The sequence below is a fragment of the Botryobacter ruber genome (genome assembly GCF_003347595.2).
In the GTDB taxonomy this organism is placed as follows: Bacteria; Bacteroidota; Bacteroidia; order Cytophagales; family Hymenobacteraceae; genus Pontibacter; species Pontibacter ruber_A.
The window spans coordinates 18,111-36,713 of sequence record NZ_QCZK02000003.1 but is presented as its reverse complement, the minus strand read 5'-3'; the positions used below and the strand labels follow the sequence as shown (position 1 = coordinate 36,713).

The following is an 18,603-nucleotide window of genomic DNA, read 5'->3' as shown; positions in this document are numbered from 1 at the left end:
AATTTTTATTATACCCCCGCATTCCTGAAATATCGGTAATTATACCTCATCCTTCTCCAGTATGTCCAGTACCAGTTTCCACAAATGTTCATAAGGGATAATTTCAATTTCAGCATATGCGTCACCAGGAGGAGGAGTAGTGATTAGTTTTTCATAGTATTTGTGTCCTTTGAGCCTGCAGGTTTCTGCATCGAAATTTTCTACAACGGTTAAAATCAATAGTTTTAGAAAAAGTCTGCTTCTACTGCTAAATGAGTCTTTTAAATGTACGAGCACATATTTTTTGATGCTTTCTATTCGGTAAAGCAATGCCTCCGCATCCCCTTTCTGCAAATAGTACATGAATTGAAGCACAAGAATGGCAACATTGAAACCCTGCTTGTCTTTGCTATAATCCGGAACTTTCGCTGCAAACTCATTAAATTTGAATGCTTCGCCCAAAAAGTTTGTCGGATGAACAAAGTTCAGATAAGCCCTGTATAAAGCCCAGCGTTCGCGCGCTGCCTTCATAATCTTTTGTAAGGCCGTGTTGTTAAATACTTCTGAAATTAGTTGCTGTGCCTGTTCATACTGATTCGCATGAATGGCCAAAAGAAAGTAATTCTCCATATAAGAGAACCAGTTAGGGAAATTTGGATCAAAATCCTGTTTGTATAAACCTGCATATTTCAATCCATCCTCCAGAAGCTTAGCGCGAAGATGTGCGTATACGATTATAAATTTATGATATCTTAAATCGAACCTAAACTTATTGATCAAACCCTGCTGTAGCCAGGATTCTGTTTTATCTGTTATGGTTATTATTTGTTTAAAATCGCCTGTAAGTTCATAAAACCATAAATTAACTTTATAATACATCTCGAAAGCCACATACGTGTGTGTTGTATTCCACAACTCCTCCAGGCGTAAAAGCATGTCAGGTATTAAGGGCAGAAACTGTTTTCGGGCATTTACAGATTTGTTTAAATTTAATTTAACGGTATAAAATAAGTTCTGAGCTTCTGTTTCATTCAACAATTTTAAATTCCAGTCATCGAGCTCTTCCTTTGTTTTAAGATAATCTTTGAATGTTCCTGTCTCTACTTCAATAACCATCCTGGACCTTAAAATTGAAACCACCAGGTTCGTAAATTCCAGCCTTTTCGAGATCAGGAGGGCTTTGTTTAACAATCGTTTTGAAATCTGGTACTCCCCTTGCCTTATTAACACTTCAGCATGATGCATGAAATGCTTACACTCCTGTTCGTCACGAAAATATCCCTTCAGTTTAGTTTTTGTAAAATCAAAGAAAAAAAGCATTTTGAATAACTTTTTCTTTAACCGATGTTTCAGCATCTTGTACCTAACATCATTCTGATCAGCATCATACAGATCCTGAGCTGCATCAGCATCTGTTTGATATTTACCGGCTACGATATTTGTAATTAAAGTACTTTCTTTTCCTGATTCCTTAAATTCAAAATCTGTGAAATCATTTTGCTCACAAAATGTTACTATTTCCAATAATTTTCTTAACTCTTCCACAGGTTATTTTAGCTATTCGGCATTTAAATAAGCAAATTACAGTTTTTTAACTTTATAGCAAAAGTTACTTTTTAAGTAAAATTTTACTTTTTTTTGAATAAAAAAAGAGCAAACTTTCAAAAAATAAAAAAGCTTTTTTATTTTGCTTATCAGCTGCTACAAACAGCGTACTGGGATATGCTTTATTTTTTTGAAGGATAAATAAAGAGTTCTTTTTGGAATTCCTTAGTCCATTTTCCTTCCGAACAATAAATAAAAGAAACACTAAAAGAAAAACAGAAACTAAACCATAATTTTTTATTATCACGAAAGATGGAAGCAATAATCCTTTATTTACTTCTTTTATTTGGCCTGCCTGTAGGTAATGCTAATCAAGCGTCTCAACAGCAGCAAGAAAGCACAGCTGCACAAGTAGAAAAAACCAAAGGAAAGACCTCGAATGATCCTATTCTCCACATGCAAGGTGGAACAGGAACCTGGGGAGAAAACGGTGTTATATCTGAACCAGGTAACTAACAAACCAAAGTAGTTATCTGGCGATAAAAAGCTTTTTTTCTCTATCTTGCCTTTAAGTAATAAGCGCTTAATTGTCCTGATGAGAAAATTTTCAACGCTGGTTTGTTTTTTTTTCTTTTTTCTATTCTTCTGTAGTCAGCCACGTCGCCAGCCAGGCGAAGTACGGGTTCGTCTGGTTGGTGACCCTGAAACCTTAAATCCGGTTAATTATCAGAATGCAGGTGGTCTGCAGATAATCAATTTATTGTTTCAGAGCCTGCTTACCGTAGACCTGGCTGACGAAAAGCTTAAACCTGCCCTTGCCGCCCGTCTTCCCGCTGTAGAACGGCAAGACTCCGTAACCCTTTTTACCTACCAACTACGCGATGAGGCAGAATGGACGAATGGCAGCCCTGTAACAGCTGCTGATGTTGCTTTTACCCTGAAAGTACTGAAGGCTCCTCTTGTAAACAACGAACACCTAAAGCCTCAGGTAGCTTTTATAAAGGACATTGTACTTTCCGGCTCTAAAACCTTTACACTCGTATGCGAAGGCTACACCCCGGAAATGGAATTACTGACAGGCGATTTCTTTATACTGCCTGCTTACCTGCTTGATCCGGAGGAGTTACTTACATCTTTCTCGTTGGCAGAACTGTCCGGTAACCAGGAGAAACTTGCGGAAAACAAACAGCTCCAGCAATTTGCAGCCCGGTTTAATAACGCAGATTTCGCACGCAACAAAGACCTTTTAAAGGGTAGCGGAGGCTATGAACTTGAACATTGGGCAACCGGACAGTATATTACCTTAAAACGAAAAGAAAACTGGTGGGGAAAAGCAACCGGCGCTGCCTCGTCATATCTTACAGCCAATCCGGAACGCATCAGTTTCCAGGTCATTCCTGATAATACCACCGCTTTACTGGCCCTGAAAAACAGGCAACTGGATGTATTGGAAAGTATAGCGGCAGCAGAATTTGACCAGCTAAAACAAAATGAGTCTTTTAAACAGGACTACGCCCTGTACACTCCCACCATTTATGACTACACGTTTGTGGGCCTGAATACGCGCCTGCCAAAGTTACAAGATAAACATACCCGCCAGGCCATCGCCTACCTCCTCGACCCAGACAACCTGATCAAAGTTACTTTAAATAGTTACGCTACCCGTACAGTCGGCCCGGTCCCACCTACGGTGCAGGAGTTCTATCATCAGGAACTGCCGCTCTACAGCTACAATCCGGGTAAAGCAGTAAAACTTCTGACTACAGCCGGATGGGCAAGGGAAAAAGAAGGCTGGTTTAAAAACATCAATGGAAGAAGAGAGCAGCTGACTCTTGATGTTATTTTCAGGGCAGGCAATACGGTGTATGAAAATTCAGCCTTGATTTTCCAGCAAAATGCTTCTAAAATCGGTATTCCCGTTACGGTCCAGGCAATGGAAAACAGCCTGCTGAACCAGAAGCTAAAATCCCAGGAGTATGACATGTTTTTCCGTTCGCTTTCGGGGAACCCGTTTGTATTTAACTTCAAACCCTTATTTCATACCTCTTTTGCGCATAGTGGCGGCAGCAACTACACCGGATTCGGTAACGCAGAAAGCGATGCTTTACTTGATGCTATCAATACAGCGGGCAACAACACAGAAAAAGCGAAGTTACTAAAGAGGCTTCAGGAGCAACTGCACGAGGAAGCAGCTATAGTTTCGCTCTACTACCAGAAAGGACGAATTGCAGTTCACCGGAGATTTACCAATACAAAAATTTCAGGGCTGAAACCGCATTATGATGTCAGTTCTTTTTTAATCAAAGACTAGCACATCGCGTATGTTTTTTTTCCTGTTAAAACGGTTACTCCTGGCATTGCCATCCTTGTGGCTCATTGCTACCCTGATCTTTTTACTCAGCCGGCTGTTGCCCGGCACTTTCGGGGCTGAAAATATACTGAAGGAAAGCGGTGATTTCTATAGTACAGGTACAGCTGCTGCCCGTAAAGCTGCATACGCTTCTTTTCTGCACAAAACCTACCAGGATTTACCTCTCTTCTATTTTAGCATACAAGCTGCAGCGGAAGCAGGTACACCCGCTGCCAACCTTCCGGAACAGGAGCGTAAGCTGCTGAAAAAGCTAAGCTGGCACTATGGCAACGAAGAGGCAGTGGCAGCCTACGTGAATTGTATTAAAGAACTCCGGCAGGAATTGCACATCCGGGATAACGCTGGCCATCTGGCTAATATCGAGAAATTGTATACCGTTACAGAACCGGAGGCTTTACTGGCTACCGTAAAAGAAACCGTTTCTAACATGGGTAATACTGCCCCCTCCCTGACAAGCAAGCTGCAAACGTCTGCAGCCACGCTGGTGCGCCGGCAACAGCCTTACAGGGCATTCCTACCGGCAATCTACTGGCACGGCACACAAAACCAGTACCACCAGTGGCTGACGAAGCTCCTGCAGGGAAACCTGGGAAACTCCTTTCGCGACAACCGCTCTGTTTTTACTATTCTTAAAGAGGCTATCCAGGCCACTATCCTGCTTCTGCTGGCAAGCATGCTCCTAACAACGCTACTTGCACTGGAACTTGGTATCTTTTTGCAAAAACAAAGCGGCAGGCGTTGGCGCAGGATCATTCTTCCGTTTCTTTTTTTTACCGATCGAATTCCTGTTTTTCTGCTGGCACTGCTGCTCCTGCTGCTGTTCGCAAGCCCGGATTATTTTCAGCTATTCCCGGTTTATGGCCTTGGCTACTACACGGGTGCTGAAGAGAACCTGCTGCAACGCATCCTTTTTATGGCACCCTACCTGGTGCTGCCCATAATTTGCCTGGTTTTTGTGAACCTGCCCTACCTCACAAACCAGTTTTACCGCACAATGGCTGATATTTCGCATACAGAGTATATTAAAACAGCAAAAGCCAAAGGACTTGCAGAAGGCACAATCATCCGGAGACACATACTAAGAAATGCTTTACTCCCCATTATCACCCTTTTATCAGACTTTATTCCAGCCCTGGTAGCCGGAGCGGTGGTTATAGAAACGGTATTTGCCATTCCGGGCATGGGTAGCCTGCTGGTGCAGGCGGTGCAGGCAAGAGATTACCCTGTTATGGTGGGCATTGTACTGGTAGTGGCGCTGGCAAAAATTATATCACACCTGGTAGCAGACTTTTTTTACACTTTAGCAGATCCGCGCCTCCGGCTCACCGCATCATGAAGCAGCTGTTGAACGATATCATGTTTTTGTGGAGTGCCAAACCCATCTTCCGGGTAGCTGGTCTATACCTGGTCTTGTTCCTGCTGCTGGTGTTACTTTTGCCCTGGTTGCCTCTTCCTTACAACCCGACGGCTCTTCACCTTGACCAGGTTTACCAGCCGCCTTTCAAAATAAGCTTAAACGAACCTTCAAAGCCTGCACATTGGTTTGGTACGGATGCGCTCGGCCGGGATGTGCTGGCCTATACGCTCTATGGCGCCCGTACCGCCGCTTTCATCAGCCTGCCTGTTATGCTACTTACCACCGCTATTGGTTTGGTGCTGGGCACCTGTGCCGGCTATTTTGCAAATACAGGATTGAAAACAAGCAGGGGGCGTTTGTTACTATTTGTGCTGTGTGCCGGCATTTTTCTGTACCTGGGGCTCTACATCCCGCTCCAGGTGGTCAGTTTAAACCTAAACCAGCGCATTATTTTTGAAAGCCTGGGTATGATGCTGCTGGCCGTGTCTCTCTTGTGGCTGGTTGGCCTCCGGGTAGTGGAGCAGGTCCCCTTACTACGTTCCGGCGTTGCAATTCCACTCGACCGCCTGGTGCTTTGGCTCATAGAAACCTTTACCAGTATACCAAAGCTTGTTTTTATCCTTGTTTTAGCTTCGTTTATGCCGCCTTCGGTTGTGTTACTTTCTGCTGTTTTAGTTGTCACCTACTGGACGGGAACAGCCCGGCTGGCACGTGCCGAAATTCTGAAGATAAAGCAACTTCCTTACATCGAAGCAGCCTCCAGTTTAGGTGTACCCACTGTCCGGCTACTGTTTTATCATGCTGTGCCTAATCTGGTTAGCCCTGTACTGGTAACATTTATCTTTGGCCTAGCCGGGCTGCTGGCATTTGAATCAACTTTGTCCTTTTTAGGAATAGGCGTACCAGCCGACCTGGTTAGCTGGGGAAGAATGATGGCAGGCATCAGAAACAACACGGCAGCCTGGTGGCTGGTGGTCTTTCCAGGTGCTTTCCTGGTCCTTACGGTGCTGGCACTCCAGGTATGTAGTTATTACTACCTCGAATTATTGAAGAAAAGAAAAAATTAAGATGTTACTTTTTAACCTTTTTAAAATATTCTTAGATAATTAAACCGGCAATTATTTAATCAAAAATCCTTTAAAATTTGTTTTACAGCCTACCCCGGTAGATCCTGCACCTGGCTCAGCGATTTACATGTGAAAACAAGCTTCAAAACTGAATGTTACTTTTACACCTATACTTTCCTGTTTTGTAAGGAGCCGCCTTTCTATATTTGTTTAAGTTAAGAACCTAAGCACACAATTGATATGAAAACGTGTTCATATTTAGACGGCGAAACATTGTTTGGAAGCATGCATGCTTATTCTTCCTTCTCATCAAACCTAACTTCAGGTTCTGAGGTTGCTGAATATTCCACGATTGATGGAAGAGTAATTACCCACACAGCTTGTGCGCATGCCGTCAGCAATGGTTCAGGTATATTTATAGGGGACTATTTTGTTGGCCTGACAGAAAGTAATACGCTTTTTGGAAATACTCATTTTATCCGATATTAACGAGCTGACCGGAACAGCTTGTAAGATTTGTAATTTGGTTAGTTTATTGTTTGTATTAAATTAATTTATTGGATTGGCTCAATACACCCTGCAGGTTTCCTACAGGGTGTTTGCCGATAAAGAAATATCGTTTAGCAACCACTCCAGCGCATCGTCACGATCGTAAAAGCTTTGCAGATCAAAGCTGATCTTCTCATTTTCCTGCACCAGTTTTACAAAATCACCTACAATTACCTGCGTAAAAATATCTGTATTGGTAACACGGGTAAGTTTTTTCAGGCCACTGGCCGAAAGCTCCGGGAAGAAATTATTTTTTATCCAGGTTTGATCCGAAGCTTTCATGGCATTTAACCGTTTGGCGTCTACCAGTAAGTACAACGCATTCTTTTCACGAATAACAGCAGCTACATGCTTCAGGCCGTCATGGAGCTGCTCAGACAAAGTATAACCATGCCAGGTGATTTCAACAAGGCTTAAGTGTTCACTATACCTGATTGTATAGTTGGAGTTGTTACAAACCAGCATAATTAAACAGTATCACGACACAACCTAAATTTTTTTTGACGGACCTTTAACCCAAAAATCTGAATTTAAACGAAGTGTAGGTTTAGTCATCAAAACACCAGCCAGCTGCAATCCAAATAATAAACTTTACGATCTGCTTAATTCAATAATATCCTTCGCGCATCAATTCAATGGAACACCTGTTTTTAACTGGCAAGCTTAAAAACAGGAAAATTCTTTTCTATGCAGCCTTCGCTGGGAATGAAAAGCAATAGTAGATAAAATTTCATTTACAGAAAAACAGTACAAAATCTTTCATACCTAACACACCTGTACAACTTTGTAGCATACCTGTACGCACAGGTTAAAGTATAATTTTACCTGCAACCTTCCTTCTGTTGAGGTCGTTAGATTTTGCTGAATGCTTCGTGCTTTCAAACCTTTTTTGTTAAACGAAAAATAACCGGCATGGGGTGAAAATTGTTTTACGGTTATGAAAACGCTACCTGTACACTGGCTAACCGAAGGCCTGATCGATTTTGAATACAAGAAGTACCTCCTGCTTGCCTACCTGCAGGAAGCCAAATCCGAATTCCAAAACCAGCGCCTCTACCCGGTGTTCTCAGATCTTATCATGCATTACCAGAACCTGCTGCAGGTAAAGGAGCACAAGAAGCTGGTGTACGAGCAGTTTCCGCAACGCATCAGCCAGGCCGATTTCGAAAAACTCGAACTGGTGTATGAGAAGATCGTGGAAGACGACGAAACCATGCAGCAGATAGAAGAAATCATTCATTTTGCCGCTCCGCTGTTTGGAAAGGCACTCGACGAAGGAAAAGAACTGTATGAGTTTATTGAACGCCACCTGGAAATAAGTCCTGTCGGGATTACGCCGATGTACTTTGATGAGGGCTACCTGTTCCTGGATATTTTTCCCGGGCACGAAACGCAGGTGTACCTGTACCGGATGTCGGTGTTCCAGAACAATTTCGAAAAGTACCGGGGAATTCATACAAGGCTGCTGAAAACGATCCGGCGGGGGCTGGTGCTGACGCACGAAAACCTGAAGGTGCAGTTGCTGAAAGAAAACCAGGAACTGCCGAACCCGGCAACGTTTCTGGCAGTACCCAAAGTGCCGGTTCCGCTGGAACAGTCGCTCCTGCCGATTGCCAAACGTTCGCTGGTAAAATATGTTGCTGCCATGGCTGCTTAGCCCTCCGGAGTTTGCACCTGCCTGCCCTTGCCCTCAGCGCCAGCATGAAGAAATTTGTGCAGCGGCAATGGTGAGAGGGGCAGCAGAACTTTTTCTTGTTTACTACCTCAGTTTATTCTGCTGCCGCCGTCACCATTCCCACTGCACCTGCCAAACCAAACAGAAGAAAGCAAAATGGCACTACCTCCCCCTCCGGTAGCCTGGCTCCAACACTTAATTTTAATAATTATGAAATATTTCTAAACATTTTAACAGAAAAAGCAATTATAAATTAAAAAGTTGTTAACTTTGCAACAAAAAAAGCCGTAGTACGCTTTTTTGAAAATTTATAGAAGAAGAGGCGAGAGACTAGGCTCGACGACCCTCTGGCAACCACCCCACCGGGGAAGGTGCCACTTCCTAACCCGAAAGCCGGGAGAATATAAATTTTTTATGGCAATGATGACGAATTTCAACACCTTCCGTTCCGATAGCAGTAATATTGCTGCTTCCCCTTTCTCTTTCCCAAAAGCTTCTACCGGCATGTTTGCACGTTGCTGTTGTTGCATGTGCTAAGTGCTCCACCTCCGGCATGTTTTTGTACCAAGGCTGTTCCTTACTGCTGCGGTATCCATCCCTGCTGTCATGCTCTGAATGCCTGCATGACTTTGGTTTAGACTTGTCAGACCTCTTAGCTCCTCCCCTTTTCAGGCGCTTTTTTGTCAAAACCAAAAACTTTACCCGGACTACGACAGGCATTTCAGAAAAGGCTGTAAATTTGCAGCTTCAGACAGATGGAGAAAAATCTGGCAGTTACCGGGAGTTTTTCTTTCCTGTTTTATGTTAGCTATAATTAAACAGGCTACTGAAAAGCCCTGATAATAAAATGATTACGAGACAACTTGCTGCCAGACGCGATGACAGCCGGTTTAATTCTCCAAAAACTAATTCATTTACAGTAAATAAAATGAGTCAAATAGAAGAAGTTAATATAAATGTAGCCGATCTGACAGCTGCCATTGCCGGAAAGTCTATCGAAGAAAGCCTGGCTTTTCTGGCAGAGGTTTTCCCCGGGCAGATCGCTTTTTCGTCCAGCCTCGGCATCGAAGACCAGGTAATTACCCACTTCATCTACAGCAACAACCTGCCGATACGCGTTTTTACACTGGATACCGGCAGGCTTTTCAACGAAACCCTTACCCTGCTGCACAACACCAACAAGCGCTACGGCAAAAAGATAGAAGTATTTTTCCCGCAGACCGAAGCGGTAGAGAAGCTGGTGAACGAGAAAGGTCCGATGAGCTTTTATCAGTCCGTGGAAAACCGCAAGGAGTGCTGCTACATCCGCAAGGTGGAGCCGCTCAACCGCGCGCTGAAGGGCGTGAAACTCTGGATTACGGGTATCCGTCGCGAGCAGTCTGATAACAGGCAGTCGCTGGCGCCAATCGAGTGGGACAACAACATGCAGCTGTTCAAATACAACCCGCTGCTGGAGTGGACTTTCGACGATGTAAAGACTTTTGTTAAAGAGAACCACATCCTCTACAACCCGCTGCACGACCAGGGCTTTGTAAGCATTGGCTGCGCCCCTTGTACCCGGGCCATTGCCGAAGGCGAGAATTTCAGGGCCGGCCGCTGGTGGTGGGAAGACAGTTCCAAAAAAGAGTGCGGCCTGCACACACACTAAGTTATAATGAGTAATAGAAAGATTAGAAATACTGTAAAATGAACAAGTACTATCTCGATTATCTGGACCAGCTGGAAGCGGAGGCGATTCATATCATGCGTGAGGTGGCTGGACAGTTTCAGAAACCGGCGTTGCTCTTTTCGGGTGGCAAGGATTCTATCACCCTGGTAAGACTGGCGGAGAAAGCTTTCCGCCCTGGAAAGTTTCCTTTCCCGCTCGTGCACATCGACACAGGTCACAACTTCCCGGAAGCCATTGAGTACCGCGACCGTCTGGCCGAAAGACTGGGCGAAAAGCTGATCGTGCGCAACGTGGAAGACACCATCAAAAAGCAAAACCTGTCTGAGCCAACCGGCCGCTATGCCAGCCGCAACGGTCTGCAAACCTATACCCTGCTGGAAACAATCGAGGAGTTTGGTTTTGATGCCTGCATTGGCGGCGCCCGCCGCGACGAGGAAAAAGCCCGCGCCAAAGAGCGTATCTTCTCGGTACGCGACGAATTTGGACAGTGGGATCCCAAGCGCCAGCGTCCGGAACTGTGGAACATCTACAACGGCCACATCAACCTGGGCGAAAACGTACGCGCTTTCCCAATCAGTAACTGGACTGAGCTGGACGTATGGAACTACATCAAGCGCGAACAAATTGAACTGCCAAACATCTACTTCACACACGAACGTGAGTGCCTTGTGCGCGACGGTAAACTGATGGCCTGGTCTAACTTCATCCACAAAGATCCGGAAGAAGAACTCGTGACAAGAAAAGTTCGCTTCCGCACCGTAGGCGACATGACCTGTACAGCAGCTGTGGAGTCTGTGGCCTACGACATAGACAGTGTGATTGCTGAAATTTTAGATTCAAAAATAAGTGAGCGTGGCGCTACCCGTATCGACGATAAACTGTCAGAAACAGCCATGGAAGACCGTAAAAAAGGAGGGTATTTTTAATTATGGATATATTAAGATTTATAACTGCAGGTAGTGTAGACGACGGAAAAAGTACCCTTATTGGCCGACTGCTTTACGATACCAAACAAATTTACATTGACCAGCTGGAAGCTATCGAAAGCTCCGGTCGTGTAAACGAGGACGGTGAAGTAGACCTGTCGCTGCTTACGGACGGTCTGAAGGCAGAGCGTGAGCAGGGCATCACGATTGATGTGGCGTACAAGTACTTTAACACCGGAAGACGTAAGTTTATCATTGCCGACGCTCCTGGTCACATCCAGTACACGCGCAACATGGTGACGGGTGCCTCTAACTCGAACCTGGCAATTATCCTGGTTGATGCCCGTAAAGGAGTACAGGAGCAGACGCGCCGTCACTCCATCATCTCCTCGCTGCTCGGTATCCCGCGCCTGGTGATCTGTATCAACAAAATGGACCTGGTTGGTTTTGACCAAAATGTCTACAACCAGATTGTGGAAGATTACAAGCAGTTTGCACAGAAGCTGCGCGTAAAGGAAATTACTTTTATCCCGGTTAGCGCCCTGAAAGGCGACAACATCGTATCGCAGTCAACTGAAATGGACTGGTACAATGGCCCCAGCCTGCTGGACCACCTGGAGCAGGTGCCGGTTTCTTCTGACTTTAACCTGGAAAATGCCCGTTACCCGGTGCAGTACGTTATCCGTCCGCACACGCACGAGCACCACGATTACCGTGGCTATGCCGGTAAAGTGATCAGCGGCATCTACCGCAAAGGCGATGAGATCTGTGTGCTTCCGTCTGGCGCAAAATCTACCATCAAATCGTTGGAACTGGGTGGAGAAGCGCTGGAAGAAGCATTTGCTCCGATGTCGGTTGTAATGCAGCTGGAGACGGATATTGACATCAGCCGTGGTGATGTGATTGTAAAAACAGACGAAGACCTGGAAGTATCGAAGGAATTCGAAGCGCTGGTGTGCTGGATGAACAACAAGCCCCTGAAGCCGGGTGCCAAGCTGATTCTGCGCCACAATTCAACTGAATCGCGTGCCGTGGTGCGTAAGATCCAGTACAAAGTTGATATCAATACCCTGGACAACAACGAAGATGTAGACCAGGTAGAGCTGAACGATATCTGCCGTGTGTTCATCAAAACGGCCACGCCTTTGCTGCTGGACCGCTACGACAAGAACCGCGCAAACGGTGGTTTCATCCTGATCGACGAAACATCTTACTCCACGGTTGGAGCAGGTATGGTGGCCAGTATTTCACACGAGAGTGAGCTTAACTACATGATTTAATCCGGTTCGGAAAATCAATAACAGGTAAAATCCCACTCTCAGCTTAATGTGTTGATTGTGGGATTTTACTTTATAATAACAGCAGAGGCAATGGTGGCTGCGGCAGCAAAGTTCCAGCCTCTATTTTTCACACTTCAATCCTTCTACCTAAATCCATATGCAAGTAGAACTTAACCGCGTAAACGACTTTTATCATTTCGAAGCCAAAGGCACTGCCGGTGTAACCATACACATTGATGGTTCTCCCGAAATAGGCGGCGTAGATGCCGGAGCACGCCCCATGGAACTGCTCCTGATGGGCCTCGGCGGCTGCAGCGCTATCGACATTATCCAGATACTGAAAAAGCAGCGTCAACAGGTTGAATCCTTTAAGATCTCCGTTGATGCCAGCCGTGTGCAGGGACAAGTTCCTTCCCTTTTCGAAAACATTGTGATCACCTACCGCCTGAGCGGCCCGAACCTGGACAAGGAGAAGGTAAGAAAGGCTATCGACTTGTCGATGGAAAAGTACTGTTCTGTTTCCGCCATCCTCGAAAAAACCGCTTCTATCAGCTACGACTTTGAGGTGACGCAGACAGCTGCTGATGTGAAGGAGTAAGGTATCTGCCGATAAGCTTATAAAACAAAGCGGCTCGCAGCTAAATAAGCTACGAGCCGTTTCTGTTTATGTGATACTGGTTTCACGAACTGTCATCTCGACCGCAGGGAGAGATCTGATAGATAAATGTACTCAGCTAGTCCAGATCTCTCCCTGCGGTCGAGATGACAAAAAGTCTACACCTTCTCCAGCGCCTGCGTAATATCGCCGATAATATCATCAATCCCTTCAAGCCCGACAGAAATACGGATCAGCCCGGGCGTGATGCCTGTTGCCTGCCGCTCCTCTTCTGTTAACTTGGAGTGCGTAGTAGAGGCTGGATGTGTCACGATGGTGCGGGTGTCGCCGAGGTTGGAGCTCAGGCTGACCATCTGCAGATTGTCGATGAACTTTTTGGCCGCGTCGAAACCACCTTTCACGGCGAAGGTCACAATGCCTCCCCCCTTTTTCATCTGCTTTCTGGCCAGCTCGTACTGCGGGAAGGATGGCAGGAACGGGTAACGTACCTGCTCCAGTTTGTCGCTTTTCTCCAGCACCTCGGCCAGCTTCAGGGCATTGTCGCAATGGCGCTCCACCCGCAGGGCCAGCGTTTCGATGCTTTTGGAAATGATCCAGGCATTAAACGGCGACATGGCTGGTCCGGTATGGCGTGCAAAGAAGCGAATCTCGGCGATCAGGTCTTTTGGACCCACCACCATCCCGCCTAACACGCGCCCCTGCCCGTCCATGTACTTGGTAGACGAGTGGATGACCAGGTCCGTGCCATAGTCGATGGGTGTCTGCAGGATTGGGGTGGCAAAGCAGTTGTCTACCGCCAGGATCAGGTTATGCTTTTTCTTTAGCTGCCCCAGCCACTCCAGGTCGATCACTTCCAGGCCCGGGTTAGAAGGCGTTTCTACAATGATCATTTTGGTGGCCGGTGTAATCAGCGCTTCCCAGGTTTCGGGGGCGTTGATGTCGGCATAGGAATGCGTGATGCCCCACTTCGAGAACACTTTGGTGAGCAGCTGGTGCGTAGAACCAAACACGGCACGGGCCGCCAGCACATGGTCACCGGATTTGAGCAGGGCTGCCATACTGGAAAAAATAGCTGCCATACCCGAGGCAAAGGCAAAACCGTCTTCGGCGCCTTCCAGGTAACAGACCTTTTCCAGCAGCTCGTCTACGTTCGGGTTGGAGTAACGGGAGTAAATATTGCCTTGCTCTTCATCGGCAAAAACGGCTCTGGCTTGTTCTGCATTCTCAAACAAAAAGCTTGATGTTAAGTACAGCGGCACGGAGTGTTCGCGGTTGTGCGAGCGTTTTGCCTGAATCCGGATGGCTTTTGTTTCTTTATCTGACACGGATGTTCGTATTATTATCTTTAAAACAGTTGCAGCGCCTCAACAGCTACTGCACTACAAATATACCCAAATAGTAACGTCTGAAGCTAAAAGATTGCCATGAAAATAAGCCGCAGGCTCATGCTGATCACCACGATCCCCACAATCAGCATCATCGTTTTAACAGGCAGCTTACGAGCCAGGAAAGCAGCAATCGGGGCGGCAATCATACCGCCGATGATCAGACCGGCAATTACCATCCAGTGCGTTAAGCCAATCAGCGTGATAAAGGTAACGGAGCTGGCCACCGAAACAAAAAATTCCGCCAGGTTAACCGAGCCAATGGTGTAGAGCGGGTGACGGCCTTTGGCAATCAGCGTGGACGATACGATCGGGCCCCAGCCGCCGCCGCCTATGGCATCCAGGAAGCCGCCAACCGAGCCCAGCAAACCAAGCCGTTTTACAGGACGCTTTTTCACTTTCCGCCCTACCACTTTCCGGATAATCATCACGCCCAGGAAAAGCGTATAGCAGGCCACCACCGGCTTGATAAAATGAATGTACTGCTCCAGGCTGTAGATCAGGAAAGCACCGATGATAGCGCCTATCACCCCCGGGAATACGATCGTTTTGAACAGCTTCGTGTTCACGTTACCAAACCGGAGGTGCATCAGCCCGGAAACACCGGAGGTAAAAATTTCGGATGTGTGCACACTGGCACTGGCTGCTACCGGGCTCACGCCAAAGGACAACAGGAAGGTAGTAGCGCTCACGCCATACGCCATCCCCAGCGCCCCGTCTATCATTTGGGCCACAAAACCGGCCAGGATGTAAATCAGGATCTCTTCGTCCACCTGCGCCAGCGTATCCATGGCAAAGCCGCCGATCACGCTGAAGGGGATGTAGCTGAAGAGCAGGTGCCCCGTCACCATTAGGGCGATTGCGGCAAATACCTGCAGCAGGATGTACTTCAGGGATGTTTTGCGGCGCTTGACAGGCGGCTGCTCCACCGGTGCATCCGGCTTTACCAGTATTTCCGTAATCTCGTTGAGCTTGACCACTTTGGCAGCGAAATCGCCGCTAAGTTTTTTGCGAATATCCGTCAGCTTCGTCAGTACGCTTTCCAGCTCATCCGGAAAAGCTTCGTTCAGCACTTCGCGTATTCGCTTGGCCACCGTCGGCGATTTTCCATTAGTCGAAATCGCCAGCTTCAGGCTCCCCTTCTGCACGATAGAGCCCAGGTAAAAATCGCAGATGGCAGGCGTATCGGCAACGTTGGTCAGAATTTTATGCGCTTTGGCTAAATCCCGTATCTCCCGGTTCAGCTCCTTCAGACTGGTGGCAATCAGCACAATGTCTTTTCCTTCCAGGTCTGCCTCTTCAAACTTGCGCTGGTGCAGCGTCAGGCCGGGGTATGTTTCGGTCAGGGCAAAAATTTCGGGCAGGATATCGGGGGCAACGAGGTCTATATTTGTGGCAGGCGAATTCGCCAGCAGTGCCGACATCTTTTCCATGCCTATCGGCCCGCCGCCTACTACGAGTACCCGCAGCTGTTCCAGTTTCAGAAAAACCGGGAAGAGCGGATTAAAATCCTTTGGTTTTGCCGTTTCCTGTGGTGCTGCTGATGCTAATTGGTTACTCATAGCCGAATACGGATAAATTTTTTGCTCGTGTGTTGTTTACGGTGCACGATTGGGCAGGTGCAAGACCTGCCCCTACTGTTATTGGTGCACGTTTGTTTGGGTGTGTGACCTGCCTGCATTACGCCTGGTTGAATGCCTGGCCTGGTTAACCTTCTTCACTGCCTTAAACAGCAGCAGGTCCGGAGCGTCCGGACCTGCTGCTAGGAGAATGATACATTACATGCTAAATCCAGCTTATAGCTTGTTCTCAGCAAACGCATCTACCTTTTCCTCTCTGTAGCTTTTCGCTTTTTGGAGGAAGTCAAGGGCAGTCGCGATGTATTGCTTTGCAAAAGCTTCTGTAGGCTCGTTCTTGTTGATCTGCAGTACAACGGATGCAAAATCAGGCTCGAAAGCGAAGGTACCTTCCTGTACGAAGTGCTTATCGAAATCAGCGATTACGCCAGCTTGTGTATTGCAGCTCACGCCTTTGTCGAGCAGCAGCGCTTTGGCAGTGCTTACCAGCACGTTGTAGCTGTGATAAATGGCATCGGCAAAACGTTTCTCTTCCAGCGCCTCGGTTGCCCAACCAAATTTCTCATCCGATTCGAACAACAAGGTAGCCACCAGGTCAATCATTACGCCGGCACATTCGCCTACACCAATGGCAGTAGCAAACTGCTCGCCTTCGTGTCCCCAGTCCACAAAATCCTCGTTTTGCAGGGTAGTCAGGTCAGCCAGCGGCTTTAGTAACTGGTAGAAATAATCTTTGCCCTGGCGGTCGAAGTAAGCGCTGAAATTTTCACCTTCCTGACCATTGGCCTGGAAGTCGCCCAGGATGTAGCGGATCACTTCCGGACCACGCTTGCTTGGCACTTTAATTACTTTTTGCGCAATACGACCTTCGCCATTACCTATTGTTCCACCACCCAACAGCACCTGCAGGGCAGGCAGTACGCTCTTGCCGCTTTTCAGCGAAGAACCATGGAAGCCCAGGTTGGCCATGCCATGCTGGCCGCAGGAGTTCATACAGCCACTGATCTTGATCTTGAAGTTCTTTTCGTAAACAAAATCAGGGAACTCCTCGGTAATCACGCTCTCCAGTACTTTTGTTACATCGGTACTGTTCGAGATCGCCAGGTTACAGGTATCGGTACCGGGGCAGGCGGTAATATCGGCCACACTGTCGAAGCCCGGCTCCGCAAGGTCCAGTTCTTCCAGTTTGCTGTACAGGTACGGCAGCGCCTCTTCCCGCACATACTTCAGCAGGAAACCCTGGTTCACCGTGATGCGCAGTTCATCGGCAGCATAGTTTTTCACCAGGTCGGCCAGCAGCCTGGCTTTATCGGTTTTGATATCGCCAATCTGGATTCTTACACCTACGCTGTAGTATCCCTGCTGCTTTTGCGGGTACACGTTGGTTTTTGACCAAACTTCGTATTTCAGCGAATTCTTTATTTCGAAGGCAGGAATTTCCTTTGGCTCTGGAAGCACTGGCGCTGGCACCGCATCGCGGTCTACTTTGAAAGTTTTTGATTTCAAAGCAGTTGCTTCTTCGTCTACCAGTCGCAGGAACTCTTCCAAACCGATCTTATTGATCAGGTATTTCAGACGGGCTTTGTTGCGGTTGTTACGCTCGCCATAGCGGTCGAACACGCGGATCACGTTCTCGATGTACGGGATCAGCAGGTCTTCGTGCAGGAACTCGTGCACCAGGTGCGCCAGTACCGGCTGAGCACCCAGGCCACCACCTACTACCACGCGGAAACCACGTACTTCCTCCCCGTTCTCGATTTTGATCTTCGGAATAAAGCCCAGGTCGTGCATGTACGCCAGCCCGGTATCGTCGTCGGTAGAAGAGAAAGCGATCTTGAATTTACGTCCCATTTCCTGGCAGATCGGGTTGCGCAGGAAGTAACGGAATGCAGCATCGGCATACGGCGATACATCAAATATCTCGTTCGGGTTGATTCCGGCATCAGGCGAAGCGGTGATGTTACGCACGGTATTACCGCAGGCTTCGCGCAGTGTAATATCATCCTCTTCCAGTTTTGCCCAAAGCTCAGGCGTTCTGTCGAGGCTCACGAAGTGAATCTGGATGTCCTGGCGCGTGGTCAGGTGCAGGTTGCTTGTTGCATACTCATCAGAGATATCGGAAATACGCAGCAACTGCTTGGTCGTTACTTTACCAAAAGGCAGCTTGATACGCACCATCTGCACGCCCTGCTGGCGCTGACCATATACCCCACGAGCCAGACGCAGGCTGCGGAATTTTTCTTCTGCTATTTTACCCTCACGAAAAAGCCTGATCTTTTTTTCAAGATCGATGATGTCTTTTTGTACCAGAGGATTTTCAATTTCGGATCTGAAGCTTTGCATATATTGTTGGTAATACTAATTCGATATTATGTCAGGTAGTGCCAGCTCAGCACTTGATAAAGATTCTTTTGTCACCCTTTCAACCACTCCTCCACAGATTGTGGTCTGCGCTCCAGCAGTAGCTATTAACTTGCTGCCAAATCTTTTCCAGAAAAAGGGTTTTTTTAGTTCTTCCTAAACGAAAGGTAGCACCGTTTCAGTTCAGGAAAGCGGGAAGCCGGGTTATTTTTTGGCCAAAAGCTTAGCTGAAGCGCTAACAACAGC

At 47.1% G+C, this 18,603-nt stretch carries 15 protein-coding genes and 1 riboswitch; of the genes, 10 read left to right on the top strand and 5 right to left on the bottom strand.

Annotated features, from left to right (window positions below):
* Positions 1 to 39 precede the first annotated feature (39 nt).
* Entirely contained in the window at positions 40 to 1,524 is a 1,485-nt protein-coding gene (locus tag DCW36_RS00210) for a hypothetical protein (RefSeq protein ID WP_114783827.1), read from the bottom strand.
* Between the two features lie 312 nt (positions 1,525 to 1,836).
* Between DCW36_RS00210 and DCW36_RS00205 the strand changes: the two genes are divergently transcribed.
* From DCW36_RS00205 to DCW36_RS00185, 5 genes are all read left to right on the top strand, one after another.
* Positions 1,837 to 2,040: a hypothetical protein gene (locus DCW36_RS00205; RefSeq protein ID WP_125185500.1), complete on the top strand. Its 204-nt coding sequence runs from the start codon at positions 1,837 to 1,839 to the stop codon at positions 2,038 to 2,040.
* A 79-nt stretch (positions 2,041 to 2,119) separates the two neighbouring features.
* Positions 2,120 to 3,835 (top strand): ABC transporter substrate-binding protein, encoded by a 1,716-nt coding sequence (locus tag DCW36_RS00200; protein WP_240675980.1) that lies wholly within the window; start codon positions 2,120 to 2,122, stop codon positions 3,833 to 3,835.
* Positions 3,836 to 3,845: 10 nt separating this feature from the next.
* Positions 3,846 to 5,231, top strand: a complete 1,386-nt coding sequence (locus tag DCW36_RS00195) for an ABC transporter permease (protein WP_114783825.1) — start codon at positions 3,846 to 3,848, stop codon at positions 5,229 to 5,231.
* Positions 5,228 to 6,319 carry an ABC transporter permease gene (locus tag DCW36_RS00190; protein ID WP_114783823.1) on the top strand — a complete coding sequence of 364 codons (1,092 nt, stop codon included), beginning with the start codon at positions 5,228 to 5,230 and terminating at the stop codon, positions 6,317 to 6,319. The genes DCW36_RS00195 and DCW36_RS00190 overlap by 4 nt, the downstream gene beginning before the upstream one ends.
* Before the next feature lie 240 nt (positions 6,320 to 6,559).
* Positions 6,560 to 6,808 carry a hypothetical protein gene (locus DCW36_RS00185; protein ID WP_125185499.1) on the top strand — a complete coding sequence of 83 codons (249 nt, stop codon included), beginning with the start codon at positions 6,560 to 6,562 and terminating at the stop codon, positions 6,806 to 6,808.
* A gap of 99 nt (positions 6,809 to 6,907) precedes the next feature.
* On the opposite strand, the gene DCW36_RS00180 is transcribed toward DCW36_RS00185, so the two are convergent.
* Positions 6,908 to 7,249: a hypothetical protein gene (locus DCW36_RS00180; protein ID WP_125185498.1), complete on the bottom strand. Its 342-nt coding sequence runs from the start codon at positions 7,247 to 7,249 to the stop codon at positions 6,908 to 6,910.
* A 556-nt stretch (positions 7,250 to 7,805) separates the two neighbouring features.
* On the opposite strand from DCW36_RS00180, the gene DCW36_RS00175 reads away from it, so the two are divergent.
* The 5 genes from DCW36_RS00175 to DCW36_RS00155 all read left to right on the top strand — a co-directional run bounded on the left by DCW36_RS00175 (position 7,806) and on the right by DCW36_RS00155 (position 13,016).
* Positions 7,806 to 8,525, top strand: coding sequence for a hypothetical protein (locus DCW36_RS00175; protein ID WP_114783819.1), 720 nt, complete (start codon positions 7,806 to 7,808; stop codon positions 8,523 to 8,525).
* A gap of 323 nt (positions 8,526 to 8,848) precedes the next feature.
* Positions 8,849 to 8,953: riboswitch (SAM riboswitch) on the top strand.
* A 518-nt stretch (positions 8,954 to 9,471) separates the two neighbouring features.
* Entirely contained in the window at positions 9,472 to 10,191 is a 720-nt protein-coding gene (locus tag DCW36_RS00170) for a phosphoadenylyl-sulfate reductase (RefSeq protein WP_114783817.1), read from the top strand.
* 38 nt (positions 10,192 to 10,229) lie between these two features.
* Positions 10,230 to 11,138 (top strand): sulfate adenylyltransferase subunit CysD, encoded by a 909-nt coding sequence (gene cysD / locus DCW36_RS00165; RefSeq protein WP_114783815.1) that lies wholly within the window; start codon positions 10,230 to 10,232, stop codon positions 11,136 to 11,138.
* 2 nt (positions 11,139 to 11,140) lie between these two features.
* Positions 11,141 to 12,418, top strand: a complete 1,278-nt coding sequence (locus DCW36_RS00160) for a sulfate adenylyltransferase subunit 1 (protein ID WP_114783813.1) — start codon at positions 11,141 to 11,143, stop codon at positions 12,416 to 12,418.
* 157 nt (positions 12,419 to 12,575) lie between these two features.
* Positions 12,576 to 13,016 (top strand): OsmC family protein, encoded by a 441-nt coding sequence (locus tag DCW36_RS00155; RefSeq protein ID WP_114783811.1) that lies wholly within the window; start codon positions 12,576 to 12,578, stop codon positions 13,014 to 13,016.
* Positions 13,017 to 13,192: 176 nt separating this feature from the next.
* On the opposite strand, the gene DCW36_RS00150 is transcribed toward DCW36_RS00155, so the two are convergent.
* From DCW36_RS00150 to DCW36_RS00140, 3 genes are all read right to left on the bottom strand, one after another.
* Positions 13,193 to 14,359 (bottom strand): trans-sulfuration enzyme family protein, encoded by a 1,167-nt coding sequence (locus DCW36_RS00150; protein WP_114783809.1) that lies wholly within the window; start codon positions 14,357 to 14,359, stop codon positions 13,193 to 13,195.
* An 86-nt stretch (positions 14,360 to 14,445) separates the two neighbouring features.
* Positions 14,446 to 15,981: a TSUP family transporter gene (locus tag DCW36_RS22975; RefSeq protein WP_114783806.1), complete on the bottom strand. Its 1,536-nt coding sequence runs from the start codon at positions 15,979 to 15,981 to the stop codon at positions 14,446 to 14,448.
* A 234-nt stretch (positions 15,982 to 16,215) separates the two neighbouring features.
* Positions 16,216 to 18,339 (bottom strand): HEPN domain-containing protein, encoded by a 2,124-nt coding sequence (locus tag DCW36_RS00140; RefSeq protein ID WP_114783804.1) that lies wholly within the window; start codon positions 18,337 to 18,339, stop codon positions 16,216 to 16,218.
* Between the last annotated feature and the right edge of the window lie 264 nt (positions 18,340 to 18,603).